This is a genomic window from Bradyrhizobium sp. AUGA SZCCT0222 (genome assembly GCF_018130205.1).
GTDB lineage: Bacteria > Pseudomonadota > Alphaproteobacteria > Rhizobiales > Xanthobacteraceae > Bradyrhizobium.
Map to the genome: position 1 here is coordinate 1 of NZ_JAFCLX010000024.1, position 11,760 is coordinate 11,760.

Consider the following 11,760-nt stretch of genomic DNA (forward strand, 5'->3'; position numbering starts at 1 on the left):
GAAGACCGGGTGCGCGCTGCACCCGCGGTCTCGCGTGCGGTTTGCACAAAACAAAATGCACATGAGCATACAGGGCAGCGGAGAACATCCGACATTCCCTGCGCAATGGCTTTACGGCTTATGCCGTGCTCTCCCCGGAGACGAGTTCTTGGTTGACTCCGTCGCTGCCGTTCCCGCTTGCGCTTCTCCGACAGCTTGACGCCTGCAACGGGCGCCAGGACCACACGGTTTTGCCGTACGCTTATCCACGCCGTCGTCGAGGCGTAAACCAGCGTCCACCGCATCCCGCCGCGCGTTCGTGACGTGCGCACGCCCCTCTTGTCGGGCGGGACGCGACAATTCAAACCGCTGATTTGCCCGACGAGGGAAGCGGAATTTTGCCCGTCGGGTTAATTTGTCGCAGCGCGAGCAATCCATCCGCTGTCATTCCCCGATGCGCAATTGCGCATCGGGGAATGACGAAGAAACACGGCTCAAAATGTCACAGGGAAGCCACTGGACAGTATTTATCCAACGGGTTAATTTCTCGCCGACAAGAACCTGATCAGGGAGCGAGACGTGGCCGAACCGAAGGGCCCCAGCGGCGTGACCAAAGCGCTCAACGCGGCGTGGGTGCGGCCGTTTTTGTTCCTGATTTTCATCGTCGTGATCTGGGACCTGACCATCCGCGTGTTCCGGATTCCCGCCTACCAGATCCCGGCGCCCGGCGATGTCGTCGCCGTGCTGTGGACCGATTGGCCGGAACTGCTGCGGCAGGCCTGGCCTACCACCTACGCCACCATTTGCGGGTTCCTGCTCTCGGCCGTGTTCGGCATTCCCATCGCCATGCTGATCGCGGGATCGAAGACGGTGGAAAGCTACGTCTATCCGCTGCTGGTGTTCTCCCAGTCCGTGCCCAAGATCGCGATCGCGCCGCTGTTTGTGGTCTGGTTCGGCTTCGGCATCATCCCGAAAGTGATCTCGGCGTTTCTGCTGGGCTTCTTCCCGGTCGTGGTGTCGGCGGTGCAGGGCTTCAAATCGGTCGATCCTGACATGGTCGATCTGGCGCGCGCGATGCAGGGCAGCCGCTTCAGGGTATTCTGCGCCGTCAACCTGCCGCATGCGATGCCGGCGATCTTCTCCGGATTGAAAGTGTCGATCACGCTGGCCGTGGTCGGCGCGGTGGTCGGCGAATTCGTCGGTTCCAATTCCGGGATCGGCTATGTGCTGCAGCGCTCGATCGGCACCTTCGATTTGCCGACGATGTTCGCCGCGCTGGTGATTCTCGCGCTGATGGGCGTGATCCTGTTCTGGATCGTCGACCGGATCGAAAGCCTCGTCATTCCCTGGCATGTCAGCCAGCGCGAGGACATCATCTTTGCTTCGTAAGTGAGACAAGGGAGACGCCGTCATTGCGAGCGAAGCGAAGCAATCCATCGAGCCACAACGGAAGAATGGATTGCTTCGTCGCTAACGCTCCTCGCAATGACGAACACAAAATTAAAAGAGGGAGGAGAAGACATGATGAAATTTATTCTGGCGATTGTAGTCACGTTAGCGTGGACCGCCTCGGCATCCGCCGCCGACAAGGTGGTGCTGATGCTGAACTGGTACGTCTATGGCGAGCATGCGCCGTTCTATTACGGCAAGGCCAAGGGCATCTATGCCGCCGAAGGCATCGATCTCGAAATCCAGGAAGGCCGCGGTTCGGCGGCGACCACGCAGGCCGTTGCGGCCAAGACCGCCAATTTCGGCTATGTCGACGTGCCGACCATGATGCGCGCGGCAGTAAAGGGTGCGCCGATCGTCGCTACCGGCGTGCTGCTGCAGACCAGCCCGATGTCGGCGATGGGTTTCGTCGAGAAGAACATCAAGAAGCCCGAAGACATCAAGGGCAAGACGGTGGCGATCACGCCCGCCGATTCCATGACCCAGATCTGGCCGCTGTTCCTGAAGAAGACCGGCCTGAAGGAAAGCGATTTCCAGACCGTGGCCGGCGACGGCCAGACCAAGCTCAACGCCGTCATCAACGGCCAGGCTGATCTGCTGCTCGGCTACGTCATGGACCAGTCGATGAAGATCAAGGACGCCACCGGCAAGGACGTCAACGCGATCAAGTTCGCCGACTACGGCATCAACATGGTCTGCTCGGGCGTCGTCGCCAACACCGAGTTCGTCAAGGCCAATGCCGACCTCGTCAAGCGCTTCATGTCGGCGACGACCAAGGCCGTCGAGGCCGCCGAGAAGGAGCCGAAGGCCGCGGCGCAATCGATCCTGGACGCCAACCCCAAGGGCGGCAAGATCGAAACGCTGACGCAAGGCTTTGAGCTGACGATCCCGCTCTACCGCACGGCCGAAACCAAGGGCAAGCGGCCGTTCGAGGTCACCGACCAGAACATGACCGACACGGTCAATCTGATGGTCGAGTATGGCGGCCTCGAAGCCAAGGCCAAGGACAATCCGAAGGCGTTTTATACGAACGACTATCTGCCGAAGGGTGGGTCCTAACTGTACGTCGTCATTCCGGGGCGATGCGAAGCATCGAACCCGGAATCTCGAGATTCCGGGTCTGGTCCTTCGGACCATCCCGGAATGACGGGGGTATCTCGATAACGGAATTGTCTGAATGAGCGCAGCCACCAAAGCAACGAACCCCGATCAGCCCGCCGCGCATCTGCGCCTGGTGTCCGATCGGGCAGGCGCCGGCACGCCGGGGATCACGCTGTCAGGCGTGTCGAAGACCTATCGGTCGCGCGACGGCGATGTGCCGTCGCTGAAGCCGCTGGATTTTCATATCAACGAGGGCGAGTTCTTTGTCGTCGTCGGCCCGTCCGGCTGCGGCAAGTCCACGCTCTTGAAGATGATCTCGGGCCTGCTGGCGCCCTCGACCGGTGAAATCCTGGTCGAAGGCGAACAGGTGACAAAACCGCACGGCAATGTCGGCATCGTGTTCCAGAACGCGCTGCTGCTGCCATGGCGCAATATCCTCGGCAATGTGATGCTGCCGATCGACATGAAGCAGTTGCCGCGCGAGGAATATCTCGTGCGCGCCAAGGCGCTGCTCAAGATGGTCGGGCTCGAAGGCTTTGAGAAGAAGCTGCCCTGGCAGCTTTCGGGCGGCATGCAGCAGCGGGCCTCGATCTGCCGGGCGCTGGTGCATGATCCAAAAATCATGCTGATGGACGAGCCGTTCGGCGCGCTCGACGCCATGACGCGCGAGAAGATGAATGTCGAGCTGATGCGGATCCAGCGCGAGACCGGCAAGACCGTGCTGCTGATCACGCATTCGATTCCGGAAGCGGTGTTCCTGGCCGACCGCGTGCTGGTCATGACCGAGCGCCCCGGCGCGATCGCGGCGATCTATGACGTGCCGCTGCCGCGCCCGCGTTCGCTGGATTCGATGGCCGATCCCGCCTTCACCGAACTGGTGCAGCGGATCCGAAAGCACTTCTTCACCCAAAGCGCGCTGGACTAGAGTGGAGAACGCCATGCCTCCTCGCATCGCTGTGCGGGATATTTCGTTCTTCGAGCGGCCGATCCCGTTTGCGAAGCCGTTCCGGTTCGGCAGCGTGGTGATCACGTCGTCGGTGCAGGTTTTCGTGCGCGCCGAAATCGAGATCGAAGGCAAGGGCACTTCGATCGGCGCCAGCGCCGAAATGATGGCCTCGAAATGGTTCGACAAGCGGGCGCATCTTTCGCCGCAACAGACCATCGACGGATTGCGCCGCGCGCTTGCGATCGCACGCGAGCTTTATCTGGCGCGATCCGGCTTTGACACCGCGTTCGGACACCACGCTGCCATCATCGCCGCGCAGGTCGAGGCCTGTGCGAAAGAGGATATCCCGCCGCTCGCTGCCGGCTTTGGGCCGGCCGAGATCGACAAGGCGATCCTGGATGCGCTGCTGCGCGGGCTAGGCGCCAATTTCTTTGACGGCATGGCCGCAAATGTGGCCGGGATCGATGCGCGGCTCGCGCCCGATCTCGGAGATGACGCCGTCGCGCAATTCCTTGCGGGTCGCCGGCGGCTGGAGCGCGTCGCGATCCGGCACACGGTCGGCATGGACGACAAGGTCGAGGGCGAGGGCGGCGTCGCCGACGCAAAGGAAAACGCCGGCGCGCGTTATTTCAAGCTGAAACTGAACGGCGATCCCGCGGCGGATGCGGCGCGCCTGATCCGGATCGGCGATGAACTTGCGAAGCTGCCGTATGCGTACAAGGTGACGCTGGATGCCAACGAGCAATATGCCGATCTCGGTGCGCTTGGCGCGCTGGTCGAGCGCCTCGACCGTGACGGCGCGTTGAAGGCGATCGCGGGAAAACTTCTGTATATCGAGCAGCCGATGCCGCGCGATATCACGCGGCAGTCGCCGCTCGGTGCGCTTGCCGGCCGCGATTTCATCATCGACGAAGCCGACGATTCCTACGATGCCTTCCCGGCCGCCCGCGCGCTGGGCTATCGCGGTATCTCCTCGAAGTCGTGCAAGGGCATCTACAAATCGGTCATCAACGCCGCTCGCGCGGCCAAATGGAGCGCCGACGGCGGACGGTATTTCATCTCGGGCGAGGACCTGACCTGTCAGGCCGGGCTCGGTGTGCAGCAGGATCTGGCGCTGGGCGCGCTGATCGGCGTCACCCATGCCGAGCGAAACGGCCACCATTACGTCGATGGATTCGCCGAGACGCCCGCTGCCGAGGCCGACGCGTTTCTTGTCGCGCATCCCGATCTCTACATCCGCGACGGCAACATCATCCGCCTGTCGATCCACGACGGCGATCTGCTGACGGGATCGCTGGCAGCGCCGGGCTTCGCGACATCAGCACATCCGGAGTGGTCGGCTTTGCCGCCGCTTCAACAACCAAAAGCAAAAACCTTGCAGGAGCAAGCGATATGACGACCAAACGCCTCGGCCTGATCATGAACGGTGTGACCGGCCGCATGGGGCTCAACCAGCATCTGATCCGCTCCATCGTCGCGATCCGCGACCAGGGCGGCGTGGTGCTTGGCAATGGCGACCGCATGATGCCGGACCCGATCCTGATCGGCCGCGATGCAGACAAAGTGGAACGTCTCGCCAAGCGCTTCAACGTCGAGCGCTGGTCGACCGATCTCGACAAGGCGCTGGCCGACAAGAATGACACCATCTTCTTCGATGCCGCGACCACGCAGGCGCGGCCCTCGCTGCTGACCAAGGCGATCAATGCCGGCAAGCACGTCTATTGCGAGAAGCCGATCGCGACCAATCTCGATGAGGCCGTTGCGGTGTTACGCCTCGCTGCTTCAAAAGGCGTCAAGCACGGCACGGTACAGGACAAGCTGTTCCTGCCGGGCCTCAAGAAGCTCGCCTTCCTGCGCGACTCCGGCTTCTTCGGCCGCATGCTCTCGGTGCGCGGCGAGTTCGGCTATTGGGTGTTCGAAGGTGGCTGGCAGGAGGCGCAGCGGCCGTCCTGGAATTACCGCAGCGAGGATGGCGGCGGCATCATCCTCGACATGGTCTGCCACTGGCGTTACGTGCTCGACAATCTCTTCGGCGAGGTCGAGAGCGTGAGCTGCACCGGCACCACGGACATTCCCGAACGTTTCGACGAGAAGAACAAGCAATACAAGGCGACCGCCGACGACTCCGCTTACGCCACCTTCCGCCTCAAGGGCGGGGTGATCGCGCATATCAACATGAGTTGGGTGACGCGGGTCTATCGCGACGATCTCGTCACCTTCCAGGTCGACGGCACCCATGGCTCGGCGGTCGCGGGGCTGACCGATTGCGTCATTCAGGCGCGGCAGGCCACGCCGCGGCCGGTGTGGAACCCGGACGAGAAACGCACGCATGATTTTTATGCCGATTGGCAGACGCTCCCCGAGAACGTCGTCTACGACAACGGCTTCAAGGAGCAGTGGGAAATGTTCATTCGCCACGTTTGCGAAGACGCGCCCTACAAGTATACGCTGATGGAAGGCGCCAAGGGCGTGCAGCTCGCGGAATGCGCGTTGCAGAGCTGGCGCGAACGGCGCTGGATCGACGTCGCTCCGATCAAGGTGTGAGGTGAAGCCATGAACAAGCCGGTAATGCCTGTCTCGTCGCTGTCGCTGAAACTGCCGACCGCGAACCGCTCCATCGAGACCTATCGCCTCGCGGCGTCGCGGGTCTTTCCGGCGAAGCTCGAAGGCACGCTGAACCGCGTGGCGTTTTCGGCGGCGCATGTGGTCGCCGATCCCTTTGCCGACAATGATCCGTGGCTGACATCAGCCGTCGACTGGGACAAGACCATCGCGTTCCGCGAACACATCTGGGACCTCGGCCTCGGCGTCGCCGAGTCGATGGACACCGCGCAGCGCGGCATGGGGCTGGACTGGCCGACCTCGCTGGAATTGATCCAGCGCTCGGTGAGGGCTGCCAGGGCGAGGAGCAATGCGCTGGTGTTCTCCGGCGCCGGCACCGACCACCTCGCGGTGGAGGATGCGAAGAGCATCGATGACGTGATTCGCGCCTATGAAGAGCAGATCGCGGCGGTCGAGAAAGCCGGCGGGCGCATCATCCTGATGGCCTCGCGCGCGCTGGCCAAGATCGGCCGCAATGCCGACGATTACGCCAAGGTGTACAATCGCGTGCTGTCGCAGGTCCGCGAGCCCGTGATCATTCATTGGCTCGGCGACATGTTCGACCCGGCGCTGGCAAATTATTGGGGCACGTCGAGCCTCGATGAGGCCATGGACATCGCGGTCGGCATCATCAACGCCAACGCCGCCAAGGTCGATGGCGTCAAGGTCTCGCTGCTCGACAAGCAGCGCGAGATCGACATGCGCCGCCGGCTCGACGGAGGCGTGAAAATGTATACCGGCGATGATTTCAACTATGCCGAACTGATCGCCGGCGACGACAAGGGCTTTTCGCACGCGCTGCTCGGCATCTTCGATGCGATTGCGCCGGCAGCGTCCTATGCGCTATCGCGGCTGGCGGCCGGCGATGAGGCCGGCTTCCACGATGTGCTCGGGCCGACGGTGCCGCTGTCGCGGCACATCTTCAAGGCGCCGACGCGGTTCTACAAAACGGGAATCGTGTTCATGGCCTATCTCAACGGCCACCAGGACCATTTCACCATGGTGGGCGGGCAGGAGAGCACGCGCTCGACGCTGCATCTGGCCGAACTGTTCAGGCTGGCCGACCAGGCGGGCCTGCTCGCCAATCCGGAACTGGCAACACGGCGGATGAAGACCGTGCTCGCGACGCGCGGCGTTGAGCCCTGATGCGGGATTTTTCGCAAGACCATCGCTGGCTGTCGCTGAACACGGCAACGGTCCGCAAGCAGGGCGACCTCGTTGCGATCATCGAGGCCTGCGCGCGGCACGGCATCCGCGCCATCGACCCCTGGCGCGATCAGGTCGCCGCCGTCGGCCTCGAGCGTGCCGCGCGTGCGGTGCGCGACGCCGGGCTGGAACTGACAGGCTATTGCCGCGGCGGCATGTTCACGGCGGATACCGCGCATCGCGCCCAGGCGCGCGACGACAACCGCCGCGCCGTCGATGAAGCCAAGGCGCTGGGCGCGCCCTGCATCGTGCTGGTCGTGGGCGGACTGCCGCAATATTCGCGGCCGGGCAGCGCGGCCTCAAAGGACATCATTGAAGCCCGCAGCCAGGTTCACGACGGCATCGCCGAGATGTTGGAATATGCCAAGGGCGCAAATATGCCGCTGGCGATCGAGCCGCTGCATCCCGCCTATGCCGGCGACCGCGCCTGCGTCAACACGACAAAGCAGGCGCTGGATCTTTGCGACGCGCTCGATCCGAAACGATCAGGCGCGCTCGGCGTCGCGCTCGACGTCTATCACATCTGGTGGGATCCGGAATTGCTGCCGCAGATCGCGCGCGCCGGCAAGGATCGGCTATTGGCGTTCCACGTCTGCGACTGGCTGGTGCCGACCAGGGACATGCTCAACGACCGCGGCATGATGGGCGACGGAATCATCGACATCAAATCGGTGCGCGCAGCCGTCGAGGCGCAGGGCTTTGAAGGGTATTCCGAGATCGAGATTTTTTCGGAGGAGTGGTGGAGCAAGCCGATGGATGAGGTGCTGCGGACCTGCATCGAGCGGCACCGGTCGGTGGTTTAGGGTTCTCGTCGTCCCGGCCAAGCGAAGCGCGATCTCAGATGCGCAGTTGCGCATCGGGGGACCCATAACCACCGATGTTGATTGTTGAGAAGAGCTGGAGCACCAGCTTGGACTAACCACAAAAGCCTGTGGTTATGGGTCCCGGCGTTCGCCGGGACGACGATGGAAAGCGTACCAAACCGCTCAAACAAGCCGCTTGCGGATCATGTCCTCGATGGCGGCGAGTTCGCGGTTGGCTTTGTGAAGCTGGGCCTCGGCGGCCTGCGCGCGGAACTCGGCTCCGATCGCATGATCCTCGGCGCTTACGATACGCTTTTCGGCCCGCTGCATGGCTTTCGCCATTTCCTCGAGCCGGGCATTGAAATCATTGATCAGTTCGCGGCGCGCGCGCTCGGAAGCGTCGCGCTGTTTTTCGGCCAGCCGCAGCCGCTCGGTGGCGCTCTTGCACAGCGACTGGGCGCGGGCTTCGGTCTCGCGGGCCTGGTTTTCGATGCCCTCGAACATCTCAGTGGCCTGCTGCATCAGGCTGAGCGCGGTGGTGCCGGGTCCTTTCGCGGGTTGCCGGGCAAAATTGACGACTTTCTCTTCTTCTTCGTCAGGCAGCGGGGCGGGCGCGGAGGGGTAGCGGTAATCCCAGATGTCCTCACGAAGCTGCTGATTTGCGCGGTACGCCATACGGGAGGCCCTTTTTCGAAACGCCGGTGCGAAAAAGGTACGCAAACATGGTAAACCGGGGGTTAATTAACGGCCCAGGACAGAAAGACGGTGAAGGCCGGAATCGCTGATCGGGGCGGCGCAAACCCCGACGCCGGCGCAGGTGAGGAGGATCGGTCCAACACCGAAGCTTGTCAGACAGCCTTGCTGACTATTTCTTTTTGCCCGAGCCAAAACCCGACTGCAGGCTTCCGACGCCCTTCTGGCTCGGCGCCGCCGCGATCGTCTTGATCTTTTCCTTCTTGGGCTTCTTCGCCTCGCGATTGTTCTTTTGCTCGCCCTTGGCCATGCCGGTCACTCCCTGGAGTTGATGCTTCGAAAGCATCGTGCCGGGCGAGGGTAGCAACTTGGCGAAGGATAGATACAGGGCGATCGTCCGAAAGCTGATTTAATTTGGGTCCATTGGCCTTGCTATGCCCTATGGTCACGCCGCGAATCCCTGGCAGAGCCTGATACAGCCAACAGCAAAGCGAGCCCGCATGAGCGATCGACTGGACAATTTGAAGAAGGCGAGGGATCGCATGCTCGAAGACCGCGATGCGCACGCCAAGGTGCTCGCGGCGCCGTTCGACCGCGACAAGGCCGAGCGGGCGCGCGCCAAATTCCTGGAGATGCAGGTGCTGATCGATGCGATCGACCGCGCGATCGCTGGAGAGCCGGCGACGGCGTAAGCAGGCTGCCGCCTACGACGCCCGCGTGCTTTCGCCGACCTGGCACGGCACGCTCAGAAATCCGCGGAAGCGGACGCGGCCGCCGCGCACCGGCTCGCCGTTCAGCGCATAGTCCGGAAACCGCGCCAGGAAGCGGGAGATCGCGATCGCGCCCTCCAGCCGCGCCAGCGCCATGCCGGCGCATTGATGCGCACCGGTGCCGAAGGCGAGATGCCGGTTCGGTGTGCGGCCGATATCGAGGTTTTCAGGGTCGGCGAACTGCTGCGGATCGCGGTTGGCGGCGCCGATGCACAGCGTCACCGGCGTGCCTGCCGGCATTGCGATGCCGCCGAGTTCGACCGGCTCGACCGTCATGCGGTTGCCGAGCTGGTTTGAGCTTTCGAAGCGCAGCATCTCCTCGATCGCGGTTTTGATCAGGGCGGGGTTTTCGATCAGCCGCGCCTTCTGGTGCGGATAATGCGACAGCGCCACCAGCCCGTTGCCGATCAGATTGGTGGTGGTCTCATGGCCGGCATTGAGCAGGAAGATGCAATTGTGCAGCAGTTCCTTCGAGGTCAGCCGCTCGCCATTATCCTCCCCCTGAATGAGCCGCGTCAGCACGTCGCGTTCGGGGTTGCCGGGTTTTGCGCGCCGCCGCTCGACCAGGATTTCGAGATAGCCAAGAAAATCCTTCACCGCCTTGTTGCCGCGCGCAAACGCCTCCGGACTGATCACGGGCTCCAGCGCGCCGAGAATGGCGAGCGACCAGTCGCGCAGCGGCTCGCGCTCCTCCATCGGCACGTCGAGCAGATTGCCGATCACCTGGATCGGGATGGCGGAGGCGAAATCCTCGATCAGTTCGACGTCGCCCCTGGCGGCGAGGCCGTCGAGCAGGCGGTCGACCAGCCTGATCAAATCGGGCTCCATCTCCGCAATCGCGCGCGGTGACAGCGCGCCCATGATCAGCCGCCGTACCCTTGTGTGGGCGGGGGGATCGTTGAAGACGAGGCTGGTGGTGTGGTGCTCGTAGAGCAGGCTGTCGCCGTATTTCGGCGCAAACTCCTTTCTCTTGTCGGACGAGAACACCTTGGTCGCCTTGTAGGCCGCGACCAGATCGTCATAGCGGGTCAGGAAGTAGCAGCCGTTCGGCAGCCGCTTGACCGGCTCGTTCTCGCGCAGGGCCCGATAGGTCGGATAAGGGTTGGCATAGAAGTCCGGCGTCAGTTTCTCCAGATCGAAACTGGCCGACAGCTCCCGTGCATCCCAATTCATGGCGCGTCTTACTCTTTGCGAGACAGAGAAGGTGTGAAGCCCGGCGAGGTCGCGTGTATTAAATTAGTCGCACCTGCAACTAATTTAAACTCCGTCCCGGGGGCCGGGTCAACTCAAATTGAAGCGGGTAGGCGGCTTATGCGCTTTTGTCAGGCGCGGCCTGCGGTCTACAGTCCTGTCCGATATGCACCCTGACAGGCAAATGCATTCCCGCGCCGATGCCCCCGGAGAGAACACCCGAGGGGCCTTGGATTGCAGCCGATTTAGGCCGAAATGTCCGGTTTGCGCTGCAATAAATCCTTGACTTGGTCAAGGTGAGTGATTACTCACACCCCCATGTCCAGCCTTCGCATGACGAGTGATTTACGGCGTCAATTGATATTGAGCGCCGCCAAGCGGTGCTTCGCCCGCAACGGCTTTGCCGGAACCACGACCAAGAGCGTGGCGGCGGCTGCTGCCATTTCGGAAGGGCTGCTGTTCAAGCACTTCCCGTCCAAGGCGGCGCTCTATGCGGAAATCCTGGCGGAGGAGTGCGAGGCCGATCCGGATCTGGCGCATCTGCTAGGCCAGGCGCCCTCGACCGCGACGCTGGTTGAACTGATCAAGGGCATGGTCGGGCACTTCATGCAGATCTCCGACGGCCCCGACGAGGAAGAGGCGCAGCGGCTGCGGCTGATGACGACGAGCCATCTCGACGACGGTGAATTCGCGCGGCTGCTTTACGCCAAGGTCAGCGATCTGATCGGCACCGTGTTCACGGCATCGCTCGAAAGCGCCGTGGCGGCCGGCGATGCGTCGAAGATCGGCGATGAACCGCTCAACCTGTTCTGGTTTGCGCACCACACCGTGCTGATGGCCGCGCTGTCGCGGCTTCCGGCGGTGCCTGTTCTTACTTATGGCAACGCCGCCGATCTCGAACGGCAGCTTTGCCAATTCATCCTTCGCGGCATCGGACTCAACGAAGCCGCAATTGCTACGCATTTGGACCACGAGCCGTCGCCGAATTCGGGACAATCGGTAACTGCAGAAAGTGCATGAA

At 62.6% G+C, this 11,760-nt stretch carries 12 protein-coding genes; 9 read left to right on the top strand and 3 right to left on the bottom strand.

Going from position 1 to position 11,760, the window contains the following annotated elements:
* Positions 1-558: 558 nt before the first annotated feature.
* The 7 genes from JQ629_RS20990 to JQ629_RS21020 all read left to right on the top strand — a co-directional run bounded on the left by JQ629_RS20990 (position 559) and on the right by JQ629_RS21020 (position 8,085).
* A complete protein-coding gene (locus JQ629_RS20990) occupies positions 559-1,368 on the top strand; it encodes an ABC transporter permease (RefSeq protein WP_212414288.1) in 810 nt (269 codons plus the stop codon).
* A 132-nt stretch (positions 1,369-1,500) separates the two neighbouring features.
* Complete coding sequence (locus tag JQ629_RS20995; RefSeq protein WP_409363626.1) at positions 1,501-2,487, top strand: ABC transporter substrate-binding protein; 987 nt, start codon at positions 1,501-1,503, stop codon at positions 2,485-2,487.
* 118 nt (positions 2,488-2,605) lie between these two features.
* The gene (locus JQ629_RS21000; protein WP_212414289.1) at positions 2,606-3,454 is read left to right on the top strand and encodes an ABC transporter ATP-binding protein; all 849 of its coding nucleotides are present in this window, start codon (positions 2,606-2,608) and stop codon (positions 3,452-3,454) included.
* A 13-nt stretch (positions 3,455-3,467) separates the two neighbouring features.
* Complete coding sequence (locus JQ629_RS21005; protein ID WP_212414290.1) at positions 3,468-4,871, top strand: mandelate racemase/muconate lactonizing enzyme family protein; 1,404 nt, start codon at positions 3,468-3,470, stop codon at positions 4,869-4,871.
* On the top strand, positions 4,868-6,019 hold the full coding sequence (locus tag JQ629_RS21010; RefSeq protein ID WP_212414291.1) for a Gfo/Idh/MocA family protein: 1,152 nt from the start codon (positions 4,868-4,870) through the stop codon (positions 6,017-6,019). Before JQ629_RS21005 ends, JQ629_RS21010 begins: the two co-directional genes overlap by 4 nt.
* Positions 6,020-6,028: 9 nt before the next feature.
* A complete protein-coding gene (locus JQ629_RS21015; RefSeq protein WP_212414292.1) occupies positions 6,029-7,222 on the top strand; it encodes a dihydrodipicolinate synthase family protein in 1,194 nt (397 codons plus the stop codon).
* A complete protein-coding gene (locus JQ629_RS21020) occupies positions 7,222-8,085 on the top strand; it encodes a sugar phosphate isomerase/epimerase family protein (protein ID WP_212414293.1) in 864 nt (287 codons plus the stop codon). Before JQ629_RS21015 ends, JQ629_RS21020 begins: the two co-directional genes overlap by 1 nt.
* 183 nt (positions 8,086-8,268) lie before the next feature.
* Here the strand turns inward: JQ629_RS21020 and JQ629_RS21025 are convergent, their stop codons facing one another.
* Both JQ629_RS21025 and JQ629_RS21030 read right to left on the bottom strand, forming a co-directional pair.
* Positions 8,269-8,760 carry a hypothetical protein gene (locus tag JQ629_RS21025; RefSeq protein WP_212414294.1) on the bottom strand — a complete coding sequence of 164 codons (492 nt, stop codon included), beginning with the start codon at positions 8,758-8,760 and terminating at the stop codon, positions 8,269-8,271.
* A 190-nt stretch (positions 8,761-8,950) separates the two neighbouring features.
* Positions 8,951-9,088 carry a hypothetical protein gene (locus JQ629_RS21030; protein ID WP_192737226.1) on the bottom strand — a complete coding sequence of 46 codons (138 nt, stop codon included), beginning with the start codon at positions 9,086-9,088 and terminating at the stop codon, positions 8,951-8,953.
* Between the two features lie 190 nt (positions 9,089-9,278).
* Between JQ629_RS21030 and JQ629_RS21035 the strand changes: the two genes are divergently transcribed.
* The gene (locus tag JQ629_RS21035; protein ID WP_211997564.1) at positions 9,279-9,470 is read left to right on the top strand and encodes a hypothetical protein; all 192 of its coding nucleotides are present in this window, start codon (positions 9,279-9,281) and stop codon (positions 9,468-9,470) included.
* Between the two features lie 12 nt (positions 9,471-9,482).
* On the opposite strand, the gene JQ629_RS21040 is transcribed toward JQ629_RS21035, so the two are convergent.
* Positions 9,483-10,721 carry a cytochrome P450 gene (locus JQ629_RS21040; protein ID WP_212414295.1) on the bottom strand — a complete coding sequence of 413 codons (1,239 nt, stop codon included), beginning with the start codon at positions 10,719-10,721 and terminating at the stop codon, positions 9,483-9,485.
* Positions 10,722-11,057: 336 nt separating this feature from the next.
* Between JQ629_RS21040 and JQ629_RS21045 the strand changes: the two genes are divergently transcribed.
* Positions 11,058-11,759: a TetR/AcrR family transcriptional regulator gene (locus JQ629_RS21045; protein ID WP_212268483.1), complete on the top strand. Its 702-nt coding sequence runs from the start codon at positions 11,058-11,060 to the stop codon at positions 11,757-11,759.
* Position 11,760: the final 1 nt, after the last annotated feature.

Excerpts from the sequence above, each read along its gene's own strand:
- JQ629_RS20995 (WP_409363626.1), top strand. The coding sequence starts at position 1,501 with ATGATGAAATTTATTCTGGCGATTGTAGTCACGTTAGCGTGGACCGCC.
- JQ629_RS21000 (WP_212414289.1), top strand. The coding sequence starts at position 2,606 with ATGAGCGCAGCCACCAAAGCAACGAACCCCGATCAGCCCGCCGCGCAT.
- JQ629_RS21005 (WP_212414290.1), top strand. The coding sequence starts at position 3,468 with ATGCCTCCTCGCATCGCTGTGCGGGATATTTCGTTCTTCGAGCGGCCG.
- JQ629_RS21010 (WP_212414291.1), top strand. The coding sequence starts at position 4,868 with ATGACGACCAAACGCCTCGGCCTGATCATGAACGGTGTGACCGGCCGC.
- JQ629_RS21015 (WP_212414292.1), top strand. The coding sequence starts at position 6,029 with ATGAACAAGCCGGTAATGCCTGTCTCGTCGCTGTCGCTGAAACTGCCG.
- JQ629_RS21020 (WP_212414293.1), top strand. The coding sequence starts at position 7,222 with ATGCGGGATTTTTCGCAAGACCATCGCTGGCTGTCGCTGAACACGGCA.
- JQ629_RS21025 (WP_212414294.1), bottom strand. The coding sequence starts at position 8,760 with ATGGCGTACCGCGCAAATCAGCAGCTTCGTGAGGACATCTGGGATTAC.
- JQ629_RS21030 (WP_192737226.1), bottom strand. The coding sequence starts at position 9,088 with ATGGCCAAGGGCGAGCAAAAGAACAATCGCGAGGCGAAGAAGCCCAAG.
- JQ629_RS21035 (WP_211997564.1), top strand. The coding sequence starts at position 9,279 with ATGAGCGATCGACTGGACAATTTGAAGAAGGCGAGGGATCGCATGCTC.
- JQ629_RS21040 (WP_212414295.1), bottom strand. The coding sequence starts at position 10,721 with ATGAATTGGGATGCACGGGAGCTGTCGGCCAGTTTCGATCTGGAGAAA.
- JQ629_RS21045 (WP_212268483.1), top strand. The coding sequence starts at position 11,058 with ATGTCCAGCCTTCGCATGACGAGTGATTTACGGCGTCAATTGATATTG.